Annotated in this window: 18 protein-coding genes and 2 pseudogenes; 17 read left to right on the top strand and 3 right to left on the bottom strand. The window is 60.7% G+C overall.

Going from position 1 to position 23,687, the window contains the following annotated elements:
- The first annotated feature begins 23 nt into the window (after positions 1 to 23).
- The 16 genes and pseudogenes from FHX10_RS03765 (at position 24) to FHX10_RS03695 (ending at position 17,338) form a co-directional block, all read left to right on the top strand.
- On the top strand, positions 24 to 1,034 hold the full coding sequence (locus FHX10_RS03765) for an ABC transporter permease (RefSeq protein ID WP_028758196.1): 1,011 nt from the start codon (positions 24 to 26) through the stop codon (positions 1,032 to 1,034).
- Positions 1,031 to 1,879: an ABC transporter permease gene (locus FHX10_RS03760; RefSeq protein WP_047610629.1), complete on the top strand. Its 849-nt coding sequence runs from the start codon at positions 1,031 to 1,033 to the stop codon at positions 1,877 to 1,879. Before FHX10_RS03765 ends, FHX10_RS03760 begins: the two co-directional genes overlap by 4 nt.
- On the top strand, positions 1,858 to 3,588 hold the full coding sequence (locus FHX10_RS03755; RefSeq protein ID WP_184389097.1) for an ABC transporter ATP-binding protein: 1,731 nt from the start codon (positions 1,858 to 1,860) through the stop codon (positions 3,586 to 3,588). The genes FHX10_RS03760 and FHX10_RS03755 overlap by 22 nt, the downstream gene beginning before the upstream one ends.
- Positions 3,585 to 4,676: an LLM class flavin-dependent oxidoreductase gene (locus FHX10_RS03750; protein WP_183844637.1), complete on the top strand. Its 1,092-nt coding sequence runs from the start codon at positions 3,585 to 3,587 to the stop codon at positions 4,674 to 4,676. The genes FHX10_RS03755 and FHX10_RS03750 overlap by 4 nt, the downstream gene beginning before the upstream one ends.
- Before the next feature lie 211 nt (positions 4,677 to 4,887).
- Positions 4,888 to 5,991 carry an LLM class flavin-dependent oxidoreductase gene (locus FHX10_RS03745; RefSeq protein WP_168333977.1) on the top strand — a complete coding sequence of 368 codons (1,104 nt, stop codon included), beginning with the start codon at positions 4,888 to 4,890 and terminating at the stop codon, positions 5,989 to 5,991.
- 114 nt (positions 5,992 to 6,105) lie between these two features.
- The gene (locus tag FHX10_RS03740; RefSeq protein ID WP_028758191.1) at positions 6,106 to 7,287 is read left to right on the top strand and encodes an acyl-CoA dehydrogenase family protein; all 1,182 of its coding nucleotides are present in this window, start codon (positions 6,106 to 6,108) and stop codon (positions 7,285 to 7,287) included.
- A gap of 77 nt (positions 7,288 to 7,364) precedes the next feature.
- The gene (locus FHX10_RS03735) at positions 7,365 to 8,342 is read left to right on the top strand and encodes a ketopantoate reductase family protein (RefSeq protein WP_028758190.1); all 978 of its coding nucleotides are present in this window, start codon (positions 7,365 to 7,367) and stop codon (positions 8,340 to 8,342) included.
- A gap of 37 nt (positions 8,343 to 8,379) precedes the next feature.
- Positions 8,380 to 9,384 (top strand): C-terminal binding protein, encoded by a 1,005-nt coding sequence (locus FHX10_RS03730; RefSeq protein ID WP_183844636.1) that lies wholly within the window; start codon positions 8,380 to 8,382, stop codon positions 9,382 to 9,384.
- Between the two features lie 213 nt (positions 9,385 to 9,597).
- Complete coding sequence (locus FHX10_RS03725; RefSeq protein ID WP_028758188.1) at positions 9,598 to 11,250, top strand: putative bifunctional diguanylate cyclase/phosphodiesterase; 1,653 nt, start codon at positions 9,598 to 9,600, stop codon at positions 11,248 to 11,250.
- Between the two features lie 57 nt (positions 11,251 to 11,307).
- Entirely contained in the window at positions 11,308 to 11,817 is a 510-nt protein-coding gene (locus tag FHX10_RS03720; protein ID WP_028758187.1) for a hypothetical protein, read from the top strand.
- Positions 11,814 to 12,986 carry a class I SAM-dependent methyltransferase gene (locus tag FHX10_RS03715; RefSeq protein WP_028758186.1) on the top strand — a complete coding sequence of 391 codons (1,173 nt, stop codon included), beginning with the start codon at positions 11,814 to 11,816 and terminating at the stop codon, positions 12,984 to 12,986. Before FHX10_RS03720 ends, FHX10_RS03715 begins: the two co-directional genes overlap by 4 nt.
- Complete coding sequence (locus FHX10_RS03710; protein WP_168333974.1) at positions 12,986 to 15,343, top strand: SpoIIE family protein phosphatase; 2,358 nt, start codon at positions 12,986 to 12,988, stop codon at positions 15,341 to 15,343. The genes FHX10_RS03715 and FHX10_RS03710 overlap by 1 nt, the downstream gene beginning before the upstream one ends.
- A gap of 4 nt (positions 15,344 to 15,347) precedes the next feature.
- Complete coding sequence (locus FHX10_RS03705; protein ID WP_028758184.1) at positions 15,348 to 15,908, top strand: slr1658 superfamily regulator; 561 nt, start codon at positions 15,348 to 15,350, stop codon at positions 15,906 to 15,908.
- 7 nt (positions 15,909 to 15,915) lie between these two features.
- Positions 15,916 to 16,254 carry a slr1659 superfamily regulator gene (locus FHX10_RS03700; protein ID WP_028756789.1) on the top strand — a complete coding sequence of 113 codons (339 nt, stop codon included), beginning with the start codon at positions 15,916 to 15,918 and terminating at the stop codon, positions 16,252 to 16,254.
- Positions 16,254 to 16,364, top strand: a pseudogene (locus FHX10_RS34905) (GFA family protein); the annotation flags it as partial. The gene FHX10_RS03700 and the pseudogene FHX10_RS34905, both read left to right, overlap by 1 nt.
- Positions 16,365 to 16,690: 326 nt before the next feature.
- Complete coding sequence (locus FHX10_RS03695; protein WP_028756790.1) at positions 16,691 to 17,338, top strand: hypothetical protein; 648 nt, start codon at positions 16,691 to 16,693, stop codon at positions 17,336 to 17,338.
- A gap of 132 nt (positions 17,339 to 17,470) precedes the next feature.
- Here FHX10_RS03695 and FHX10_RS03690 read toward each other — a convergent pair whose 3' ends face one another.
- Positions 17,471 to 20,254, bottom strand: a complete 2,784-nt coding sequence (locus FHX10_RS03690; RefSeq protein WP_184389094.1) for an EAL domain-containing protein — start codon at positions 20,252 to 20,254, stop codon at positions 17,471 to 17,473.
- 122 nt (positions 20,255 to 20,376) lie between these two features.
- Positions 20,377 to 20,560 (bottom strand): annotated as a pseudogene (locus FHX10_RS03685) (dihydrofolate reductase family protein); the annotation flags it as partial.
- Between the two features lie 50 nt (positions 20,561 to 20,610).
- Between FHX10_RS03685 and FHX10_RS03680 the strand changes: the two are divergent.
- Positions 20,611 to 21,213 (top strand): hypothetical protein, encoded by a 603-nt coding sequence (locus FHX10_RS03680; protein WP_063475217.1) that lies wholly within the window; start codon positions 20,611 to 20,613, stop codon positions 21,211 to 21,213.
- A gap of 329 nt (positions 21,214 to 21,542) precedes the next feature.
- Here the strand turns inward: FHX10_RS03680 and FHX10_RS03675 are convergent, their stop codons facing one another.
- Entirely contained in the window at positions 21,543 to 23,675 is a 2,133-nt protein-coding gene (locus tag FHX10_RS03675) for a beta-galactosidase (protein WP_063475188.1), read from the bottom strand.
- Between the last annotated feature and the right edge of the window lie 12 nt (positions 23,676 to 23,687).

The following is a 23,687-nucleotide window of genomic DNA, read 5'->3' as shown; positions in this document are numbered from 1 at the left end:
GAGCAACGTAAGAAGGTGACGGCATGAGCAAAGCCTACCTCAACTACGCCGCAAAACGCCTCGTGCAGGCGATCGTCGTGATCCTGCTGGCTTATGTCTTCACCTTCGTCGTCGTCAGCATCCTGCCCGGCGACCCGATCACCAATGTCCTGAACAATCCTCAGAATGGCTTCACACCGGATGAGATCAAGGAGATCATCGCCGCCCAGGGCCTGGATAAGCCGATCCCGGTCCAGCTGTGGACGTCTTTTTCCGGCTTCGTGACCGGGGATCTCGGCCTGTCGATGCGGACCAACCGGCCCGTCTCGACCCTGATCGCCGAGGTGCTTCCGTCGACCTTGGTCCTTGCTTCCGCAGGTCTCGTCGTCGCGCTGCTGCTGTCGGCAGTGATCGCCTATGGCACGCAGTTTCTGCCAAAACGGCTCGGTCAGGGCCTGCTGCGGGGCTTCCCCTCCTTGTTCCTGTCGGTGCCGAACTTCGTGATCGGCCTGGTGCTGATCCATCTCTTCGGTTTCCAGCTCGGCGTCTTTCGCGTGATCGAGCCCGACAGCTTCTGGGCGACGCTTTTCGCGGCCATCGCGCTCGGCATCCCCATCTCGGCACAAATCGCCGAAGTGCTCATCGCCAATCTCGATCATGAGTCCGGGCAGGAATACGCCGCCGTCGCACGGGGCCGCGGCCTCGGGCAAATGCGCCTGTTCGCCAAGCACCTGCTCAAGCCGTCGTCGCTGCCGGTTATCACCGTCATCGCGCTCACCATCGGCGAACTGCTCGGCGGCTCGCTGATCACCGAGACGGTGTTCGGGCGCACCGGTCTCGGCAGCCTGGTGCAACGGTCGGTGAGCACGCAGGATCTGCCCGTCCTGCAGGCGGTCGTCTCGCTGGCAGCGGTGGTCTTCGTGATCGTCAACCTGATCGCGGATCTGACCTACCCACTGCTCGACCCGCGCGTAAAGCTTCTTGGCGCTCCCGAGCGCCGTCCAACCACGGCTGACGAAGGCTCCGCCGGCATTTCCAAGGCGGTGACGCTATGACCCTCGCCTCCGCCTCCTCTGCCTCGTATGTCACGGCGATCAGCCGCCTGACGGCGCTGCGCGTACCGCCGGTCGTCGCGCTGTCCTTCGCTATCGTCGCGCTTGCCATCGCCTGGTCTCTCGCCCCGAGCCTGTTCACCAGCTATGACCCGGTCAACGGCGTTCCTGCTCAAAAGCTGCTCGGCCCCAGTGCGGCGCACTGGTTCGGCACCGATCACCTCGGCCGCGACCTCTACACCCGCGTCGTCTACGGCACGGCCTCCTCGGTGGCGAGCGCGCTGATCGCCGTCGTCATCGGCGTTGTCGCCGGTGGCCTCATCGGCCTCCTGGCCGGCTTCTTCGGCGGCTGGGTGGACACCCTGTTCGCCCGCCTCGTCGACGTTCTGCTGGCTATTCCGAAATTCCTGCTGGCCGTCATCGTCGTCACCGCGATCGGCTTCGACACCACCAACGCCGCCATTGCAACAGGCGTTTCGGCGGTCGCCCTCTTCGCCCGGGTGATGCGCTCTGAGGTGATCAAAACCCGGCAGGCCACATTCGTCGAATCTTCCTTTCTGCTCGGTGGGTCGCGCTGGCACATCCTGTGGCGTCACGTGCTGCCGAATGCCTCGCGATCGGTGCTGCCGCTCGCCGTGCTGCAGTTCGGCGACTCGATCCTGGTGATCGCCAGTCTCGCTTTCCTCGGCTACGGCGACCCGCCGCCGGCCTCCGACTGGGGCCTGCTGATCTCGATCGGCAAGGACTACCTCAAATGGCCGTGGCTGGTTTACGCCCCCGCCTTCGTCACGATCGCAACCGTCCTCTCCGTGAACAGGATCAGCCGATGGCTTCGCAAAACAGACTGACTGAGCTTTTCGCCCACACCGACGCCACCGGGCCGCCGCTCCAGCGATCAGCCCCTCTGCTCCGGGTTGACGGGTTGTCGGTTTCCTACGGGCCGCACGAAGTCGTCAGCAACATCGGGTTTCAACTCGGCCGTGGCAAGAGCCTCGCCCTCATCGGCGAGTCGGGCTCGGGCAAGTCGACCATCGCCCGGGCGGTGTTGCGGCTGCTCCCCAGCGGTGGACGCGCTGCCGGCCGCGTCGAGTTCGACGGCCAGGAGATACTGGGACTCCCGGAGCGCCGTTTCCGGCCGCTCAGAGGACGGGCGATCGGGTTCGTCCCGCAGGATCCCGGCAACTCGCTCAACCCGGTGCGGACGATCGGCGCCCAGGCGATGGAGGCGGCAGCACTCGTCGACGAGCCCAATAAGGCAATCCGCAAGGCGCTCATCCTGGAGACCTTCGCCCAGGTCGGGCTCGACAATCCCCAACGGGTCTACGACTCCTACCCGCACCAGCTCTCCGGCGGCATGCTGCAGCGTGTGCTGATCGGCCTTGCGGTCCTGCCACGGCCGTCGCTGCTGGTCGCGGACGAGCCGACGTCGGCGCTCGACGTCACGATCCAGAAGCGTATCCTCGACCTGCTTTCCAAGTTGCAGCACGAGCTTGAGATCAGCCTGCTTCTCATCACCCACGACCTGGCGATCGCCGCCGAGCGGGCGGACTCGCTGGTGGTACTCAAGGACGGCGTCGTCCAGGAAGCCGGCAGCACCGCTTCCGTCTTCTCCGCGCCCTCGTCGACATACGCCAGGAAGCTGCATGCCGACGTCCCGGCCCTCAACCCCGATCGCTACCGTGCGCTGCGCGATCCCGGCTTCCGTTTCCTCGGAACCAAAGCCGACAAGGCACCGAAGATCGAAGTCAGCGGCGTCACGAAGACCTTCACGGTCGACGGCAAGGTTCTGACGGCCGTCAATGAGGTGTCGTTTGCCGTCCCGGCTGGCACCACACACGCGCTAGTCGGCGAATCCGGTTCGGGCAAGACGACGGCAATCCGGCTGCTGCTTGGGCTCGAGCAACCCGACATCGGCAATATCGCCGTCGCCGGCGAGCAGCTCGCCGGTCGCTCGCCCGAGTCCCTGCGCGCCGTATGGCGCCACCTTCAGCTCGTTTATCAGAACCCGTTCACCTCGCTGGACCCGACCTGGAAAGTCGAGCAGTTGGTGCGCGAACCGCTCGACCGGTTCAAGATCGGCACCCGCGAGGAACGATCCGCGCGGGTCCGCGAAGCGCTGGCCAATGTCGGGCTCGGCGAACATCTGCTTTCACGCAAGCCGGAGGCCTTGTCAGGTGGCCAGCGCCAGCGCGTGGCCATCGCCCGGTCACTGGTGCTCAAGCCCGACGTCATCGTGCTCGACGAGCCAACCTCCGCACTCGACGTCAGCGTCCAGGCCGACATCGTCGAGGTGCTGCTCTCGCTGCAAGCCAAGCTCGGCCTCACCTATGTCTTCGTCTCCCACGACCTGGCTCTGGTGCGCCAGCTTGCCCACACCGTCTCGGTGATGCAGCGTGGGCGCATCGTCGAGCATGGGACCGTCACCGACATCTTCGAACGCCCCAGGGAGCCGTACACACGCTCGCTGCTGGAATCGATCCCATCAGGCGCCGCTGCTATCGCCCGCGCGCCACACCCCAGACCGCAGCGGTTCGTCAACGAGGAAAAGATCGCATGACCATCGCCGCCCCTGCCATCCCCCTGCCCGCACCGTTTCGTCCGAAGCAGCGGCTCGGCTTCAACACCCGGGTGTCCTTCAACGACGACGCCGGGCCGGCGCAGGGGCTACGCGACGGGATCGAGCTGTTCAAGGCCGCCGAGCGACTGGGTTATCAGTCGGGCTGGGCCTACCAACGGCACTTCGACCACTACCTGTCGTCACCGCTTCCGTTCTTCGCCGCGGCCGGCCAGCATACCAGGCATATCACGCTCGGCTCGGCTGTTATCCCGATGCGCTACCAGGACCCCATCCTGCTCGCCGAGGCGGCCGGCACGACCGACCTTTTGATCAGCGGCCGCTTGGAGCTGGCCATCTCGACGGGCGCCAATGCGGCGTTCGACGCCGTCTTCGGTACGGCAGACACCGATGCCCGGACGGAAGCCAAACGCCGTCAGGCGCGCTTCCTCGCCGCGATCTCGGGTGAGGTTCTCCACACCGTCGCTGGGCAAGGCCAGGGCGCCCCGGAGGGTACTGAACTGCGGGTGACGCCGCACAGCCCGACCCTGCGCTCGCGGATCAGGCAGGGCTCGGCTAGTCTGGATTCGGCGGTGCAGGCTGCCAAGCTCGGAATCGGGCTCATCTCAGGCACAGTGCAGCACGACCACGACGAGGGCGAAACCTTCGGGGAGTATCAGGCTCGCTGCATCGCGGCTTTCCGTGCGACCTGGCGCGAGACGTGGAACACCCAACCGCCGCCAGTCGCCGTTGCCGCCTCAATCCTGGTCGGCACCACGGCCGAGCTTCGGGAGAAGTATGCAGCCTACGACCTCGAGCGCCGCACCCAGGGAATTGCCGCGTCCCGTCCCAAGGGGGCGCTGACGCCGGCCGCGCCAGCCAATCAGCCGCCCGGCATCCAGATCTCCCCGGTCTTCCAAGGCAGGCCCGACCAGGTGCTTGAGGCCGTGCTTGACGACCCAGGCCTTGCCTCCGCCGATGAGCTTGTGCTCTTCCTTCCCCCCGCCTTCGACCTTGCCGAAAACGTGCGGCTGCTGACGGACCTGGCAGACACGGTGGCCCCCAACCTCGGCTGGTCGCCTACCATTTGAACCACACTGATGCCAGCGGTCGAGCGTCGCCATTGCGGCTAGAGCAGCCATCAGGGTTTTCAATGGAGAAGGTGACCAACTCTTCCCCACCAGGCTGCGACGCGCGAATATTTTCTACAGTTTTAGTAGAAAAAGAAAGACCTGTCTTCCTATGGGATTTGTCACGCCATAACGTGAGGGCATGTTCGGCAACCCCGGGAGAAACGCTCACATGGCCACGGAATTCATCAGCGCAAGCTTTGCCAATGCCTCCAATGACCTCAACCCTATTCCCGACGCGCCGGTGGATGCGCGTTTTCTGGAGCGATACGCGCGCGCGCTCGACGATTACGGCTTCAACTACACGCTGATCCCCTATTCCTCGTCTTCCTTCGATCCGTTCACGCTTGGAGCGACGATCCTCGCACATACGAAAAAACTCAGCATCATCGTCGCCCTACGTCCGAACACGGTCTATCCGACGGTTGCGGCGAAATCGCTGGCGACGCTCGATCAGTTGAGCGGCGGGCGCGTCGTCGTTCACTTCATTGCCGGCGGCAGCGACGAGGAGCAGGCGCGTGAAGGCGACTTCCTCAATAAGGAAGAGCGTTACGAGCGGCAGGAGGAATATATTCGCATCTTGCGTCTGGCCTGGACGTCGACCGAGCCCTTTGATTTCGATGGGAAATATTACCAGTTCAAGCAGTTCCGCAGCGCCGTGCGTCCCACCAGGGGCCTCATCCCCATCTCGCTCGGCGGCTCGTCGGATGCGGCTTACCGGATCGGCGGTTCGCTGTGCGACATCTTCGGCCTATGGGGTGAGCCGCTTGCCGAAACCAAGCAGCAGATCGACCGGATTTACGACGAAGCCGCCAAGGCTGGCCGCGCAGATCGTCCGCGCATCTGGGTCACCTTCCGGCCGATCGTGGCCGAGACCGACGAATTGGCCTGGGCGAAGGCACATAAGGTTCTGGACCGGCTGAACGAGAACCGCGAGAAGGGCCTGAGCCGTGCGCCGCTTTCGGCTCCGCGTCCGGCCAATGTCGGCTCGCAGCGGCTGCTGGACATTGCGGCACGCGGACATGTGCAGGACCGCGCCCTGTGGTATCCGACCGTGACCGCCACCAATGCCAGCGGCGCCACCACCGCGCTGGTGGGTTCGCCGCGCACCATCGCCGATTCCATCCTCGATTATATCGATCTTGGCGCCGACCTGATCTCGATCCGCGGCTACGACAATTACAACGATGCCGTCGATTATGGCCGCTACATCCTGCCGCTGGTGCGTGACGGCATCCGCGAGCGGGAAGAGGCCAAAAAGAAAACGGCCGCCTGATGATCTCGGTCCGGTACGGTTGGACCATGCATTCAATCCCAGAACGAGCAGGCGACGCTGTCTTCATCGCGTCGGAGGATATCGCTCGGGCTTCCATCAGAAGGCTTCAACGACATGCCCCATGACACAACCGTCCTGAACGCAACCGCGCGGGTTCTAGCCGAGGCCGCTCCGGAAGCGGATCGTACCGGTCAGTTTCCATGGACGGGCATTCGTGCCGTTCATGAAAGCGGCCTTCTGGAAAGCACTGTCGCCGTCCGCTACGGCGGAGGAGGTGCCAACCTTGCCGACACGGCTCACATCCTAGCCGCCCTCGGGCGAGGCGATCCGTCGGTCGCGCTCATCAGCGCCATGACAATTTTCAACCATCTCGGCCAGGCCGGAAAAAACCATTGGCCGGAAGATCTCTACATCAGGCTGCTGGCGGAGGGAAAGCAGCGTCCGCTGCTGCTCAACGCCGCCCGCGTCGAGCCGGAACTGGGGTCGCCGGCGCGCGGCGGTCTGCCGGCAACGCGCGCCCGCCGCACGGCCAACGGCTGGTCGATCACCGGTCGCAAGCGCTTCGTGACCGGCGCGCATGGTCTCACGCATTTCCTCGTCTGGGCGCATACCGATGAAACCCCAACGCGGGTTGGAACCTTCGTCGTGCCGAATGGACTGCCTGGCATTCGCGTGATCGAAAACTGGAGCAGCCTCGGCATGCGCGCCACAGGTTCGCACGACGTCGAATATACCGACGTCGAGATCCCGGCAGAGGACGTGCTTGATCTCACCGACGCCACAGTTGCCCAACAGGACAATCGCGCCCATGCGGCGCTCACGCTGGCGCTGACCGCGCTCTATCTCGGCGTGGCGGAAGCCGCGCAGGCCGCGTTCATCCGCTTCGCGCATGAGCGGGTGCCGACCAATCTCGGCCATCCCATTGCCCGCACGGAGCGTTTCGTGACGCTTTCGGGCGAAATCGACCTGCTTGTCTCCGGCGCCCGCCAGATCATTTTTGGCGCGCTCGAAGCTGGCCAAACTGACGCGGAAAAATTCATAAGAGCCCGGCTCATTGCCGGCCGGCAGTTGCGCGAGGCAGTCCAGATCGCGGTGCGCGGCATCGGCAATCCGGGCCTGAGCGCCGACCTGGGGCTTGAACGGCATTTCCGGGACATCCAGTCCGTGCTCGTCCATGCTCCGCAGGAAGACGTATCGATTTCCATTCTGGGGCGCGCCGCCTTCGACCGGTGGAACCGGGATGAGACCGCCCTATCGAGCTATTCGACAGGCGTCCCCGTCCTTAAAACAGCCTGACGCGACGGGGACGGACCTCACCTCATGACCTTCCCACCTTCCCCTTCAGCCCTCCGGCCAACTCGCAGTGGACGAACATGACACGCTACATCATCATCGGCGCCGGCGCGGTCGGCGCAAGCCTTGCCGCCGAGTTCGAAACCCACGACATTCCTTACGTTCTGGTGGGACGCGGCGCTCAGATCGCTCATATCGCCGCCCATGGCCTTTCCTATCGCCGCCCGAGGGAAACCCGGGTGGTTCAGCTCAATGCGGTCGACACCGCAACGCCGCCCGTTCTGAAGCCGGACGATATCCTGATCCTCACGGTCAAGGCGCAGGATGTCGAAGCGGCAACCGATTTCTGGGCCTGGCGCGATGTGGATGGCGCAGGTCTCGCATCCGATCTGCCGCTGGTCACGCTCCAAAACGGGCTGGCGGCCGAGGATATCGCGCTGCGACGCTTCCATCGTGTTTACGCGGCCAGCATTCTCATTCCCGCGCGCTATACCGTGACCGGTGAGGTCGTCGTCGGCGGTGAACCGAATCTCGGCATCGTCACGCTCGGACGCTATCCGCACGGACTGGACGATACCGCATCGGCTGTTGTCTCCGACCTGACGAAGGCGGGATATCTGGCCGAAGCGCGTGCAGACATTCGCCGCTGGAAGGCCGCCAAACTGCAGCACAATGCGACTAACGCAGTCGAGCTTTTCGCCGGCACACCGGAGGTGCGCGCAAAAGCCGCCGCCGAATTGGCAGAAGAAGCCCGCACCGTCCTGAAGGCGGCGGGATACGATCTGGCGGCCCCTTCGGAACGGGCGATCGACATATCAGGCTGGCGCGTCGCCGAAGACAGCGGCATCGAACGCGGCCAGCAATCGACATGGCAGAGCTTCGTGCGCGGCACGTCAAGTGAGGTTGACTACCTGAACGGTGAGATCGTGCGGCTCGGACGTCTTCATGGCGTAGCCGCACCCCTCAACGCGGCCTTCCAACGAGCGGCGGCAAAGCTTGCACGCGATGGAGGCAAGCCGGGTTCGCTGGGCATTGAAGAGGTAGGACGGTTGGCGTGACCGAGGGACCAACAATTCAAGGCGGCTCTTCCTCCGAATGACAGAACAGAGAAAATATGTGGTCGGAATCACCGACCACATGATCGGCTCTCCGGACCTCGAGGCCGAGATGCTCGGCCGGGAGGTCGAGATCGACTTCTTCGCCACCACGGATGAAACGCTTTTCGCTGCCGATCGCCTCGCCCGGCTCGATGCCCTGATGGTCTGGGGCGCACGGCTCGGGCCGCGAAGCATCGCGCATTTGACCCGCTGCCGGGGCGTCGTGCGTTACGGCGTCGGTTACGAGAAGATCGATATCGAGGCCTTGGCGGCCGCCGGCATCCCCTTCGCCAACAACCCGGATTATGGCACCGAGGAAGTTGCCGACCACGCGGTCGCGATGATCCTGTCCCTGCAAAGACGGCTCTGGGAACATGATGCCCGCGCCCGTGGCTATCGGTCCGGATGGCAAGTCCACAGCCTCAAGCCGCTTTCCCGTTCAAACCGGGCCACTGTGGGCGTCGTCGGTGTCGGACGGATCGGAACGGCGGTCATCAACCGCCTGAAGCCCTTCGGCTTTCGCATCCTCGGCTATGATCCCGGCCAACCGCCTGGTCACGAAAAGGCGGTGGGATACGAGCGTGTCGACAATGCGGGCGATCTTTTCGCGCGCTCGGATATCCTCACGCTCCACTGTCCAGCCACGGAGGAGACACGCGGCATGCTCGACGCCAACGGACTTGCCCGGATGAAACCCGGAGCCATTTTGGTCAATACGGCGCGCGGCGAACTTATTGACGATCTCGATGCGCTTGAAACGTCCCTCAGAAGCGGCCACCTGGCAGCGGCCGCGATTGACATGCTGATGCAGGAACCGCCGGGCGACCATCCGCTGCTTTCGGCCTGGCGCAAACGTGAAGACTGGCTCGCGGGACGGTTGGTGATAACCCCGCACAATGCCTTTTACTCCGATCACGCCGCGGTCGAGATGCGCCAAAACGCAGCGCGGACGGTCAGAATATTGCTCGATGAAGGCAGGCTCCGAAATCGGATCACCGCCTGACGGCCTCCTGTGGTCCTGCCTATCCCAGTGCAGGCGCGGGCAAGACAGGTGATCGATTGCTTCTTTTTATCCGTGACATAAGTGTATCTCAATGCTGCGGTTGGGGATTGTTAATCAGAAATGCCTAATGTAAATCTTAGCGTGCACAAGTTGTGTGGGAGTCAAACTGCTACAATATCTGGTTAGGACATTCAGCAAGGGAGAGCCTCGGACATGCGGAAAATTCGTGCGGCCCACTCGGCCCTCGGAAAAACAGAGGCAGAGGCTTCGAGTTCGATCGACCGACTTTTGTTCTTTGACCGCGATCTCAATCCCGTCGAGAATTTGCTGGGCAATGAGCTGCCTGCTTCTGTCAAACCAGCAGCGTCCTTTTGGGAGCATTTTCCAGAACTGGACCAATCGGCGATTACGCTTGCGCTACGTTCACTGGGTGACAGTGCCCAGCCTTTGCGAATATCGGGCGACCTTGGCGAGCCTGGATCGCGCGGACTGACGATCTATCGGATCGGAGATCTGTTTGCCGTGGTGCGCTCCGAGGAAAGTCTCGATGATGAGCGTGCAACCCTTCTGCACCTGGCGACCCATGATCCCCTGACCGGACTGCCGAACCGACGACAGTTCAGCGAGGACCTCACAGTATTGCTGCAGGAGGCCGCAGGCGCGAACGAGACCCTGTCTTTGATGCAGCTCGACCTCGACGATTTCAAGCCCGTGAACGACACGCTTGGGCATCCGGCCGGCGACAAGGTCCTTCAATTTGCGGCAAGGCGTATTCAAGGCTGCCTGACCAGCGATGACAGAGCCTATCGACTGGCGGGTGACGAATTCACCGTTATTTCCATGGGCTCGGGACATCCGGCCAAGGGGCAGTGGCTAGCAGAAATTCTGGTTGCCGAATTCAAAAAGCCCTTCACGATAGATGGCATTGCCGTATTTGTTGGTACCAGCATCGGCATTTCCACCGCGCCATCGGACGGTGCAAGTCCGGAGCAACTGATGAAGGCGTCCGATCTCGCGCTCTATGCCGCGAAGAAAGACGGGCGCGGCCGGGCAAAAGCATTTGATCCCTCGATGCTTGAATCGCTGGAGCAACGCGAACTGCTGCGCCGCAGCCTTCGCATGGCCTTGGCCCAGCAGCAGTTCTCTGTCGAATACCAACCCATCTCAGAGGGCGGCTGCGTTGTCGGCTTCGAAGCATTGCTGAGATGGCACCATCCCCTGCTTGGAAAAATTTCACCGGCGGCATTTATTCCGATGGCCGAGGCCGATGGAATGATGCCGGAAATAGGAGCGTGGGTTTTAGAGCAGGCATGCCGCGAGGCGATGAAGTGGCCGCAGAACTACATCGTTGCCGTCAATTTATCGGCGGCCGAATTCCTGACCAGTGGCCTCACCGATCGGGTCTCCCAGACGCTCGACCTGGTCGGCTTGCCGCCCGACCGTCTGGAGCTTGAGATAACCGAAAGCGTGCTGCTCGAGCGGACCGTCAACAACATCGACACCCTGAATACGCTCAACGTGCTGGGGATACGAATCTCGCTTGATGACTTCGGCACCGAATATTCTTCGCTCAGCTATCTGAAGACATTCCCTTTCGACACGATCAAAATCGACAAATACTTCATCACCGATCTCGAAAGCGATCTGAAAAGCCAGGCAATCGTCCGCTGCATCGTGAACCTCGCCCATGACCTCGACATGCAGGTGACCGCCGAAGGAGTCGAGACGCCAGGTCAGGCCGAATGGTTGCGCGGCGTGGGCTGCGACAGGCTTCAAGGCTACTTGGTCAGCAGGCCGCTTCCGATCGAGGCAATTGGCGAGTTCCTCGCCAGAGCCGAAACATCCCTGAGCCCCGCGCTATCATAGTGAACAATCGATTTTCGGAATCAACCTGACGCCCCGGACAAACGAATGGAGGGTGTAGTGGAAAAGGAAGCATCTCGCTTCGATGACCATGCATTTGCGCCGATGGTATCGCTGGAAATGAATACCGCCATGTTCAAATCGCGATGGCAGTTTTGCGACAGGATCACGGAATATCTCTCCGACATTCTCGGCCAGGGTCACAACGATCCCGCTCGATATTCGAACTTTCTTTCCGTCGCAGCCAACGAGCTCATTGAACTCGCTTTCCGTTCAACGGGTGAGTTGGGAAGGATACGTTTCAGTCTCTATCGGAGCGCAGCATTCAATCGGCTGAGAATTGCGTTTCCCGGCGAGGAAGCATTTGGCCGCAAACAAACGAGTGCGAGATCAGGCGAATATCTGCCTGTCCCCGATACCGAGTCTGGATACTTGGTCATGAAATCCGATGGGACGGTTTTGCTCAGCGATTTGGCAACAATATTCCGCGCCGCTATCCGAATTGAGAAAGACGGCGGACAAGGGATTCAAATCATTGCGGATTTCCCCTCGGCCGAGGACTTCCGATGAACCTGCTGCTGCGACCTTTCACGGTTTATTTTGATCCGACAAATCAGGAGCTGGTGCTGTCTGGCAAGATGCGGCCCGAAAGTGCCGCTGAGATTGGCGATGCTCTCGAACTGGTGCAGCAAAGTTTGGAAAAATACGGCGGGGTCGTTTACCTCAACGTCAAACGTCTGACGCATATCAACATGACTGCCTTCTCTGCCCTGTCGGATGTCCTCGCGGCAACCTGCCGGGCCAGGCCGGAACGGAAGATCGTCATCGTTACGTCAAGCGTGGTGGCATGGTCGACCTCGTTATTCCAAACGCTTGCGGCATCACAACCAAACTTGTCGGTCGAGGTCTACGATTCGGCATTCTATCCGGGCCAGAGCTTTGTCGAGGATGAGACTTTCATTCCCATCCTCCGCACCCAGACGAAAATGACATGGCGACATGAACGCGAACTGCTGCCGCGCCACGGCCTGCGCAACGGTCTTGCCATCGCCGATATCTGCTGTGGAATAGGTGATTTCGCGGCCTTGGTTCAACGGGAATTCAAACCGGCACGCCTTGTCGCGCTGGATCATTCGGTGCGCAGCCTCGAATATGCGCGCAGGGTCGCTACCGACTTCGATCTACAGGGAATCGAGTACACCTATGGCGACGCCTCGCAAATGTTGCTGCGAGACAATCAATTCGACTTTGTGACCTGCCGTCATTCGCTGCAGATTTTCAACCGTCCCGAGATGCTCCTGCGGGAGCTTTACCGCATCTGCAAGCCCGGCGGCCGCGTCTACATCACCAACGAAAAAAATTCTCATTGCCTTGGGGAGCCACATGCTGACACGATAAAATGGACTTACGAGGAGGTCGCCAAACTGTTCAGCCACTTCGACATGGATGTCGAGATGGGGCCGAAAAGCCGCCATCTCCTTGCCGATGCAGGCTTCGACAACATCAAGGTGGATTGTTTTATGGTAACGAACCTCGACGGCGATCCCCAAGACTTCGCAGACGTCATCGAAGCTTGGGAAAATGTCTACGCCGGTGAGATGGCCGTCCGGCGGGGCGACTCAATAGATTTCATTCGCCGGTTCCGGCAGGGATTCAAGGACCATGTCTTTGCCGCTCTTCACCCCAAGGGTTATGCGGGCTGGCCCATCTGGGCGGCCTCCGGGCGAAAGCCGCTGTGATGGACGCACGCTCATCGAAAAGACCGGCAAGATTGGGCTCATTTCGGGCAAAGTTCATCCTGGTCGTCGGTGGAGCCGTTCTCTTCGACTTGCTGGTCAGCGGTGGACTGGCGCTTTGGAACGTTCAGAGACTGTCGCGCGACGCAACCCTCGAAGTCGGCCAAGGTCTTGAAGCGGCAAGCCAGGAATACATTCGCACATATGCTGATTCGACCGCGGCGCAGGTAAGTTTGCTCCTGCGGCAGGTTCATAACGACGTCGGCACCTTGGCAGGGGTGCTCCAGGCGCAGATCGATGATCCCGAGCGCAATTCCGACGTCGGCGCGGCGATCGCTCGCACATCTCCCGGCAGCGTCAGCCTGTCCTACGATCAAAAGACGAACTGGTCTCAGAACGCTCCGGGCTCCGCCTCGGTTGTGAGCGTTTGGGGTTACTTGCTCGGACAAGACCATCAGCCAAGGCCCGACGTCCAGAGCGATATCCAGACCAGTGCGGTTCTCGACCTTGTTGCGCCGAGCCTGCTGCAGCGCGGTGCTTCGAAGCTGCAGATGTATTTCATCGGCTCGAAAGAACGACCAATCTTCAGGACGGCGCCTTACACCGACCAGGCTCAGACCTTCGACCGCCTTTATCCCGGACACAACGAGGCCAATTTCTGGGACTTCTTTTTTCCCGGACTTTACGAGTCCTGGCAGGGCTGGGCCAAGGACATGAAAACGCGGCCGGTCGCGGACGATATAACACAGACTGCGCCATATACGGACGCCATTACCGGGAAACTGATCGTTTCTTTCTTTCAGCCACTGTGGACCGCCGACAGGAAGGATGTCGCCGGGACGGCCGGTGCGGACATCACACTCGACCAGCTCGCGCAGACTGTTGAAAATGTGAAAGTGGCCCAGTCCGGCTTTGGATTTCTCGCAATGTCCGACGGAAATGTTGTGGCGATCAACAGCACGGGCGAAAAAACTCTCGGTCTGCGTTCTGCGAGCGATGCGAGCGGAGCCGGAGTGACTGGACTGGAGCGCTCCCTCAAGGGAAGCGCCCAGCCTGCGATCGCAAAACTGGCCCTTGACCGCGAACAGGGCATCCAACATTTGATGTTGCAGCAGGACGGTAACGAGGTCCCCTATATCGTTATCGTCAAAAGACTCCCTGCGACCAATCTCTGGGTCAGCGGCCCGGTGCGGCAAGAGGCGATGTCTCTTGGAGTCGTTGTGCCCGAACGAGAAATCGAAGCCTCGCTCTATGCGGCCCAGGCCAAGATTTCAGAGGCTACGAACCGGATCGTGCTCTACCAAATTCTCGCGATCTTACTGTCGCTGCTGGTTGTGACGATCGCGGTATTTGCGGCTTCGAAACGAATAACGGGCGGGATCAGTGCACTTGCAGATGCAGCCAAGCGGATTCAGGCGAAGGACTATTCGGTCAGGGTGGCCATATCGAGCAAAGACGAGGTCGGTGAGGCTGGCGAAGCATTCAATCGGATGGCTGAGCAGATCAGCTATCACACCGAAAATCTCGAGCAACTCGTCGAAGAGCGAACTGCTCAAATCGAAGATGCAAAGGAAGAGATTTCGACGCTGAACGCACAGCTCGAGCGAGAAAATCGACGTCTTGGAACCGAGCTCGCCGTCGCCGAGAGAATCCAGCTCATGGTCCTTCCGCTGCATCAGGAGCTCGAGGAGTTTCAAGCCCTCGAGATCGCCGCCTATATGAGGCCGGCCGAAGAAGTCGGCGGCGATTATTACGACGTATTGAAGAACGGAAATCGGTTGAAGATCGGCATCGGCGACGTCACCGGACACGGGCTCGAAAGCGGCGTGCTGATGCTGATGGTTCAGTCCGTTGCCCGCGCCCTGCAGGAAGCCGGAAACACCGATGCCGTCAAATTTCTCACAGACCTGAACAGCGCCCTGTTTAAAAATATCGTCAGGACCAAAATCGACAAGCATCTCACTCTGGCGTTTCTTGACTACGACGGTAAAGAGATGATTCTATCAGGACAACACGAGGAAGTTGTGATTGTGCGGGCGAACGGCGATGTCGAGCGCATAGACACCATGGATCTGGGCATGCCGATCGGGCTGGAAGCCGATATTTCTGCGTTCATCAAAACCCGTGAGATAGCGTTCGCGACGGGGGATCTCATACTCTTGCATACGGACGGCGTAACAGAAGCAGCAAACGACGGGGGAGAACTCTTTGGCATTGAACGTCTCTGCCGCGAAGCACGTCGTTTGAAGGATCAGAGTGCTGAGAAAGTCGTTTCCGGAATTGTAGCGGCATTGATGCGCTTTGTCGGATCGCAGAAGATTTACGACGACATCACGCTTCTCGCAGTGCGGCATAGGTGAGACAATGACGCCAACGGTATACGGCAAGGAATCTCTGGCGGGCATAAGCTTAGGTTCGGCCACTCGCCTCACGTTAAGCGATGGACCTCTTCAGCTTGGATGGAAGCACTCGGGAATGACGGCGGACTTCATAGCGGAAGTCATGGCTCTGCCCTATTCACGTTCAAGGAAAGATTACACGCAGGCGCATCATGACATCGGATATCTCAGCAATGAGCTGATTGAAAATGCCGTCAAGTTTCGACAACCTGGGGAGATCCTCATTGAAGCCGGCATATTCGACGGAGCCTTTTTGATAAGGGTCAAGAACACGATCGATGGCGTGACATCGTCCCGCTTCCAGCAATTGCTGCATCGCCTCCAATCGAAAGATCCCGGGGAACTTCTTCTTGAGCAAATCGAAACCAACGCCATATCGGCAACGAGCGGTTCGGGCTTGGGATTGCTCACCCTTCTGAGCGACTACGACGCAAAAATGGCTTGGGCATTCGAAGAGAACAATGACCAGCGTATCATACTGACGACGACTGCAGCTGTGGCGATGCCGCCCTCCTCCAATCTGTGAGCGAAGAATGGAAATCAGCGACGAAAACTTCCGCGTATGGGCGGAAAGAAACCAGGTATATTTCGACGGCGTATTCCGGCTGGCCGGACCGGACGCCTATGCACCCATTTATTCATTGATTTCGGGTCTGCTCCATGAGGGACACAAACAGGTGACGTTCAACCTGACGGGTCTCGAGTTCCTCAATTCCTCCGGCATAAATCTGTTGGCCAAGCTGACGATCGAAGCCAGAAAGATGGGCGATCTCCTGCTCGTCATCAAAGGCACCAATCAATATCCCTGGCAAGCTAAGTCTCTGCCGAACCTGAAGAAGTTACATCCGCTTATTGATTTACGTCTGGGGTGATTGCGCCGCCGCCTCTCGTGCGCGATCTGCATGTCGATCATTTCGACGGCGCGGACACGTTTGAAGACCCTCCATCCAAAGGACGCTGCGTACGCAATCCTTGGTTCTGACAATCTGCGATGTCTCAGCTTCCGGCCGACTGAGAAAAATCCACCGGCGGCGGATCGCCGGCTCCAAGGTTCCGGTAAAAGATCGTCCGGTGTTCAGCTGCCTCAGCCGCGCCGAGCACCTACTCCCTTTTCACGGCGTGTCGCCACATCAGCCCAACCTGGCTGACGATGTGGATTTATCAAATATTTCAACTTGTTTAGGACCATAGTCCCGACCGACGTCGGACCTCGTGCCGATGTGCGATACGCAATCAGCGTCTAACCTCTCACATCTCCCTATGCAGTGCAGTTGCACCGCACTTGATGATCTGACTCGGAGGAAAATGATGCGGATAGCAACCTTAGCGTCCTTGGCCGTGCTCTCGCTGGCTCTTGCAGCAAGCCCGGCTACGATTGCCGGGATCGACATTGCCGCGCTGGCAAAAGACGGTGGGAACGGCGGGGGCAATGGTGGTGGCAACGGGGGCGGTCATGGCGGCGGCAACGGAAATAGCGGCAGTCACGGCAACGGCAACCAGGGTAGCGGTTCAACCCATGGCAGCTCTAAATCCTCAGGCGTGAAAGGCAAATCCACCGAAGCAGGAAGCAAGTCCAAATCCGCGAAGGCTGATGGGACCAAAACCGTCACGAAAGAAAAGAACCTGTCGGCGCAGATGGCAGGCCTGAACTCCCTGAAGCGAAATTACCGGGCGCTGATGCATACGTCGGACCCGCGCATGACCGCCATCGCGGCCTATGCCATGGCTTATGCCCAGTATGAACTCGACAATGGCATCGAGCCCGCCGCCGATGACCCTCTATTGGGGGACGAGGCGCTGGAGGACGCATTGGCTTCCGCAACGAAAACCGGCCAGGTCAGCCCGGCGGTTTTGGCCGAAGCCAAGTCAATCCTCGGGGTTGGCGAGGCGAACGGGAAGATCGATCAAATCCGCGCCTCGCTGGAGAACGCCGCGCCGGAGACATCCGAGGAATAGCCTATAAACAGGTGCGAGCAGTGTGGAGCTGACAAGTATGGCTCCGCACTAAACTACGAGAGAGCATTTCCGTTTTGTTTCAGTACGGAGATGCTCTTTTTTTCTCATGAAACACTACGCCGTGGCGATGCCTCAAGCCGCCTTCTCAGCCACCGCCTCGCGCATCGCCTGCGGCCTTCCGAGCAGGTAACCCTGCGCCTCGTCGCATTGCTCTTCGAAAAGCGTATCGAGCTGCGCCTGCGTCTCCACGCCTTCGGCGAGCACCGGAACCTCCAGGCTGCGGCCGAGCGCCAGGATGGCCCGGACAATCGCCTTGGATTGCGCGTTGCTCTCGACCTCGGCCATGAAGCTCTTGTCAAGCTTGATCTTGTCGAAGGGGAAGGCGCGCAGCGTCTCCAGCGACGAGTAGCCGGTGCCGAAATCGTCGATCGCGATCGAGACGCCGAGCGCCTTGATCTCCCGCATGGTGCGCAGGGCCTTGTCCTTGTCGATGATGATAGAGCTTTCGGTGATCTCGATTTCGAGGCGTCGCGGATCGAGGCCGGTCTCCAGGAGGATGCTGGCGATGACGGCCGCCATGTCGGCATGGCCGAGCTGGATCGGCGAGAGGTTGACGGCGATCTTGTGGCCGCTGCTCCAGCCCGCGGCCTCGCGGCAGGCTTCCCGCAACACCCATTCGCCGATCGGCAGGATCGCGCCGCATTCCTCGGCAAGGCCAATGAAATCCATGGGCGGGATGTTGCCGCGTTCGTGATGGCGCCAGCGCAGCAGCACTTCATAGCCGGTGATCTCTCCCGTCCGCACCGATTTCTGCACCTGATAATGCAGATGAAGTTCGTTGCGGTCGATGCAGGCCCAGAGATCGTTGGCGAGCGCGCGACGGCGGCGCGCGGTCTCGTCCATGGCAGCCTCGTAGAAGCAGACTTTCTGCAGCAGCGATTGCTTGGCCCGGTACATGGCTAGGTCGGCATTGGCGAGAAGCCCGTCCACGCTCTCCGCATCGCCGGGATAGATGGCGACGCCGAGGCTGGCGCCGGTCTTGATCTCGAAGCCGTCGACGGAAACCATTCCGGTCAGCGCGCCTTCCAGGCGGCCGATGAAATCGTGGAGCGCGCTCAGATCGTCGAAGCGCTTGGTTGCGGCGAACTCGTCGCCGCCGAAGCGGGCGATGAATTCGCCCTCCTGCTGTGCCTCGCCGAGACGGCGCGTCAATTCGACAAGCACCAAGTCGCCGGTGCCGTGCCCATGCTGGTCGTTGACCTCCTTGAACTTGTCGAGATCGATACCGATGACCGCAACCCTGCCCCTCATCCGGTCGGCGACCATCATTTCCTCGGAGACGCACTCGCCGAACTCCAGCCGGTTCGGCAGGCCCGTCAGCGCGTCGTGCTTGGCCAGGAAGGCGACCTGCTCCTCGGATTTCACGCGATCGCTGATATCCTCGAAGGTCACGACCCAGCCGCCGTTTGGCAGGATGTTGACATTCTGCTGGATAGAGATGCCGCTTGGATATTTGTGAACCGCACTGCCGGCCCCGCCCCGGATCAGCGCCATGTTCCTGATGTAATGGGCCTCGGCCCGCGCCGCCGCTTCCGCCGGGGTCTCGGCGTGGGCGGCATAGCCGACCTCGACGATCTCCCTGTAGTACATTCCCGGACGCACCGACCCTTCGGGAAATTTGAAGATTTCGAGATAGCGCTTGTTGCACAGCACCAGGCGCTCATCCGCGGCGAACATGCAGATGCCCTGCCCCATGTTTTCGAGCGCGACATCGAGATTGCGGCTGACCTCCTCCATCCGGTCGGCATCCGCCTTCTGCTTGCTGTTGTCCTTGGTGATCTTCGCATAGCCGATCAGCGCTCCGGTCTCGTCGTAGATCGGGTCGATGACGACATAAGCCCAGAAGGAGGAGCCGTCCTTGCGATAGCGCCAGCCCTGCGCCTCGAACTTGCCCTCGGTGCGGGCGGTCGCGAGCGCCCGCTGCGGCAGGCCGTTCCGGCGATCTTCCGCCGAATAGAACAGCGAGAAATCCTTGCCGACGATCTCCTCGGCGCGATAGCCCTTGGCGCGCTCGGCCCCGGCATTCCAGTTGCTGACCTTGCCGTCGGGATCGAGCATATAGATGGCGTAGTCGGTGACGCCCTGCACCAGCAGCTTGAAATTGCGCTCCGCCTTGGCGGTCTTGGCCTCCGAGCGCACGGCGAAAATGGCCGCCGCAAAACCCGCCGCCAGCAGCGAAAAGGTGACGGCGGCGATCGTCACCACCATGATCGCGGGCGAAAGCAGCGTCGCGGGATCGAGCGCCACAATGCCAGGCGTGACGGTGACACCCGCCATCGCGGTGAAATGCAGCGCGACGACACCTGATGTCAACAAAAGCGTCGGCGCGAGCCCGCCGAGAAGCGACCGCTCGTCCCTGACCGCAAACCGAAAGGCCGCGACCGAAAAGACGATGCCGAGGGTGAACGAGGCCGTCACGAACCCGCTATCCCATGAGATCGCTCCCGGGAATTCGATGGCGAGCATTCCAGAAAAATGCATCGACCCGATGCCGGCGCCGAAGAGCACGCCCGCCAGAATATTCGCCGTCCACCTGGTATAGGCGATCTTGGCCGCGATCGCGCCCGTCGTCGCGACGATCGCGACCAGCAGTGAAACCAGCGTCAAGCCGGCATGATAGCCGACGACGACACCTGGATCATAGGCCAGCATCGCAACGAAATGCGTCGCCCAGATCCCGAAACCCCCAGCCGCCCCCGCCGTCCCGATCCACACCCACCGGGCAGCGCCATCGGAAGACATCGCCCGATCGAGCAGAACCATCGCGCAAAGGCTGGCAAGAAAGCAGATCAAACCCGCGAGACCGACCAGCGTGAGATTATGCTGCTCGGTGACGCACGTCAGAACGGTGAACATGGAAAAGGACCCTCGATTTGAGGGGTTACGCTATGGGGCGGGCGTTTAAGGAAGGTTGAAGTGGAGGGGGCAGCTGGCGGAAAAGACGGGTGTTTGGGCGGGTTGGAGGTGGGGTTGTGGCATTAGGGTTTATCGCGGGTGTCTTGGCATGGTGAATGGATTTTCGACTGGCGCGGAGGGCGAGGCCCCGCGAAATTGGTCTTGCCCTGCCCCACCACGACCGGGTGCAGGTAGATGATATTCGTCGATCAGGCCAAGTTCGGTCAGGTTGTGGGCAAGGTCCGGGCCGGCGACTTCGATCTCCCCAATTTCACCCAAGCACCATGGTAGCGGACTTGGATGAGTTGGAATCTGGGATGTCGATCTTGCTAAGAAGTTTGTCGCTACTGGTTGGAATAATATTGGCGGCACCAGCCTTTGGCAATTGCTTAACCGCCAATCAGACCAAACAGGGCGTACTGCTAACCAGAGAAGTGCCTTTCCTTTCCGTATTCTACAAGCCGAACGGTCCAGGTCTCACCGAACAAAAGCTGGTGGAGCGTAACCGTTCACTGCAGCCGGTGTCGGCCGTATATTTACACCCCCTGCTCGTCGAAAAGAGAGTTGGTCCCAATGGGACGCATGAGCTGAAATACGCGAATGCGGTTGCGTTGGACGATCTACCACAGAAGAAGAACTGGCAATCCGACACTACGCTTTTCATCAATGGCAAAAAATCCGTTTCGGGCACTACTTTTATTAGGTTCGACGGCTTGGGAGAGGAAACGATTGCATCTTGCTCCTACAAAGTTTGGGCCACCAACAGCCGTCTGGAACTGACGGGATTGCCTCCGATTATTTTCGAACAATACTATTCCCCCGAGCTTCATCTCGTTCTTCGTTCAGTAAGGCTGGGCCCCTCCAACCAGCCGTTGAGCGAGGTTCGATTTGATCGGTTCCAAATTGGCTGGGGCAACTGATTGATCGTGAGGTAAAGCTGCCAAAACCCCGCACGCCTGGGTTGAGGTGATGACGAAACACTGGAAACTTCAGGGCTGAAGTGAGTACCAGGCGGAGCATCAGCAAGATCAAGAACCATATCCTGACGAATGGGTAGCTATCCAACGTGCCTTTATAGATAGCCTGTAATTTTGCGGATTGACCACGATCGATGGTCAGTTGCCTTAGTTTTCAAGGCAACTGGTCTTTCGAACGAGATTCTGCACTTGTGCCCAGGTGCGGTCAGGTACACCGCCTGTTGAACACGCGCGGTCCACTTTCCCTCACCGCCATTCAATATGCCGCAACCTCACCCCTCCAACTCCACAATCGCACACCCATACCCCTCAAGCTCCAGCGCCCCCGTCACCCTCTTCTCCCCATCCAGCAAATCCCGCCCGGCCGGCACGCCACCGACCGTCACAGCCTGATCCGTATAATTCTGCACAAACAGCAGCCGCCGCTCGTCATTCATCCGCATCGTCACCTCCACGCCCTCGGGCAGCCCACCGACCAGCGGTTCGATGCCGGCGGGTGCGAACAAGCGTTCGGTCAGCGCCTCGGTCAGGTCGGGCGTGAGATAGGTGCCGAGATAGACGACCTGCCCCTTGCCGAGTTTGCGGGAGGTCGCCATCGGCTGGCCCTCGGCATAGCGGTTGGACCAGGCGGCGATCACCTCGACGTCGGGGTCGATGGCGAGGTTTTCGTAGAAATGGCCGGCCGCCATTTCGCGGTTGCCGATCTTGAAGCGGCGCTGGCGGCGGTTGCTTTCGGCCGGCTTGTTCGGCGGAATGACGAGGCCGCCGGAGCGTTCCATCACGTCGAAGAGCCCGTTGGCGCCGGGGGCGGCGAGACGGCCGAAATCTTCCACGCGCACGCCGGTCAGCTTCGAAAGCGCGGTCCCGGGCGCGGTCTCGCGGATGACGTGATTGTCCTCGTTGCGGGTGCCGGTGCGCGCGCCGATGACGACAGTGCCGCCTGCTTCAGCGAAGGCTTCGAGCTTGCCCGTCCATTCGTCCTTCCACATCACCCAGTGGGGGACATAGAAGAGCTTCAGCTTGGAAAGATCGTCCTCGGGATGGATGAAGCCGCAGGCGATGCCCCTGTCATAGCAGTGCTGATGCAGCAGGATCGCATCGTCCTGCGGGCTCGGCAGGCCGATCGGATAGGTCTTGTGGGCCTCCTGATTGTCGAAATCGGAGCCGGCGATGCCGACATCCATGCGCACATAGGTGCCGAGGATCTTGGGCGCCAGCGCGGTCATCTCGGTCGCGAAGCGCTTGGCCTCCTCATAGCGATGGCGGCCGATATCGTCATGGTCGATGATGCCCATCCAGTAGATCTCGGCGCCGAAATGGGCGGGCCGCCAGCGGAAGAACATTAGGCCATCGGCGCCATGGGCAACCGAGGAGAGCGCCATGCGGCGAAGCTCGCCCGGCTCCGGCGTCAGCGTGCAGAAGCCCGGCTGGCTGCCGAAACCCGACTGCTGCTCGGGCACGATGTAATTGCCGGAGAAGCCTCGGCAGATATCGAGGTGCAGCGCCTGAACCTTGGCGTGATTGCCGAGCCGCTGGAACTCGTCATAGAGCATCGGATAGATGTCGTAGCCGACGAAATCGAGATCGGTCGAGAACTGGCCGCGAAAGTCGATATCCCGCAAGCCGCCGAGATTGTGGAAGACGAACCAGGAGGGTTTGACGGCACGCAGGATCTCCACCTGGTCATGCTGGAAGCGCGCCGTCGAGAAGGCGAGGAAGCGGTGATAATCCTGCAGGTGGCCAGGGCTCGGGAAGGTCGGGCCGAACTCGATCGGCAGCACCACCTGGTCGAAACTGTCATAGGCCGTCGCCCAGAAATCACCGCCCCAGGCCGTATTGAGCTTGGCAATCTCGCCATATTTGCCGGCAAGGAAGGCCTGGAATTCGGTGAGCGTCGCTTGGGAAAAGCTCTCCGGCATGCTGGTGTTCAGCTCGTTATCGGTCTGCCAGCCGACAACAAAGGGATTGTCGCGATAGTGCTCGGCCATCGCCCTGGTGATGCGCTTGCTGTGTTCGCGGAAAACCGGGCTTGCCGTGTCGCAGTGCTGGCGCGAGCCATGGCTCATCGGCCGGCCCTTGCCGTCGACCCTTAGAATTTCAGGGTGTGCCGCCGTCAGCCAGCGCGGAGGGGTCGCCGTCGGCGTGCACATGATCGTGTCGATGCCGTAGCGCCCGAGCATTGATATGGCGCGGTCGAAGAGATCGAAATTGTATGTGCCGAGCTTCGGCTCGAGAATGTGCCAGGCGAATTCGGCCATTCTGACCACGTTGAAGCCGGCTTTCGCCATGCGCTCGGCGTCGCGTTCCCAATAACTTTCGTCGACATGCTCGGGATAGTGCGGCGCACCGACGAGGAAGCGGTCGGTCTTGACGGGGTTCCATGCGGAGAGGGTCTTGTCGGACACGGTGGGTTTCCT

This window comes from Rhizobium sp. BK591, assembly GCF_014195045.1.
Lineage (GTDB): Bacteria > Pseudomonadota > Alphaproteobacteria > Rhizobiales > Rhizobiaceae > Rhizobium > Rhizobium anhuiense.
The sequence above is the reverse complement of the archived record's forward strand: the minus strand, read 5'-3'. Positions and strand labels throughout refer to the sequence as shown.

Coding starts and splice junctions, on each gene's coding strand:
- FHX10_RS03715 (WP_028758186.1), top strand. CDS start 11,814: ATGAACCTGCTGCTGCGACCTTTCACGGTTTATTTTGATCCGACAAAT.
- FHX10_RS03695 (WP_028756790.1), top strand. CDS start 16,691: ATGCGGATAGCAACCTTAGCGTCCTTGGCCGTGCTCTCGCTGGCTCTT.
- FHX10_RS03700 (WP_028756789.1), top strand. CDS start 15,916: ATGGAAATCAGCGACGAAAACTTCCGCGTATGGGCGGAAAGAAACCAG.
- FHX10_RS03740 (WP_028758191.1), top strand. CDS start 6,106: ATGCCCCATGACACAACCGTCCTGAACGCAACCGCGCGGGTTCTAGCC.
- FHX10_RS03760 (WP_047610629.1), top strand. CDS start 1,031: ATGACCCTCGCCTCCGCCTCCTCTGCCTCGTATGTCACGGCGATCAGC.
- FHX10_RS03745 (WP_168333977.1), top strand. CDS start 4,888: ATGGCCACGGAATTCATCAGCGCAAGCTTTGCCAATGCCTCCAATGAC.
- FHX10_RS03765 (WP_028758196.1), top strand. CDS start 24: ATGAGCAAAGCCTACCTCAACTACGCCGCAAAACGCCTCGTGCAGGCG.
- FHX10_RS03680 (WP_063475217.1), top strand. CDS start 20,611: ATGTCGATCTTGCTAAGAAGTTTGTCGCTACTGGTTGGAATAATATTG.
- FHX10_RS03750 (WP_183844637.1), top strand. CDS start 3,585: ATGACCATCGCCGCCCCTGCCATCCCCCTGCCCGCACCGTTTCGTCCG.
- FHX10_RS03730 (WP_183844636.1), top strand. CDS start 8,380: ATGACAGAACAGAGAAAATATGTGGTCGGAATCACCGACCACATGATC.
- FHX10_RS03705 (WP_028758184.1), top strand. CDS start 15,348: ATGACGCCAACGGTATACGGCAAGGAATCTCTGGCGGGCATAAGCTTA.
- FHX10_RS03725 (WP_028758188.1), top strand. CDS start 9,598: ATGCGGAAAATTCGTGCGGCCCACTCGGCCCTCGGAAAAACAGAGGCA.
- FHX10_RS03690 (WP_184389094.1), bottom strand. CDS start 20,254: ATGTTCACCGTTCTGACGTGCGTCACCGAGCAGCATAATCTCACGCTG.
- FHX10_RS03755 (WP_184389097.1), top strand. CDS start 1,858: ATGGCTTCGCAAAACAGACTGACTGAGCTTTTCGCCCACACCGACGCC.
- FHX10_RS03735 (WP_028758190.1), top strand. CDS start 7,365: ATGACACGCTACATCATCATCGGCGCCGGCGCGGTCGGCGCAAGCCTT.
- FHX10_RS03710 (WP_168333974.1), top strand. CDS start 12,986: ATGGACGCACGCTCATCGAAAAGACCGGCAAGATTGGGCTCATTTCGG.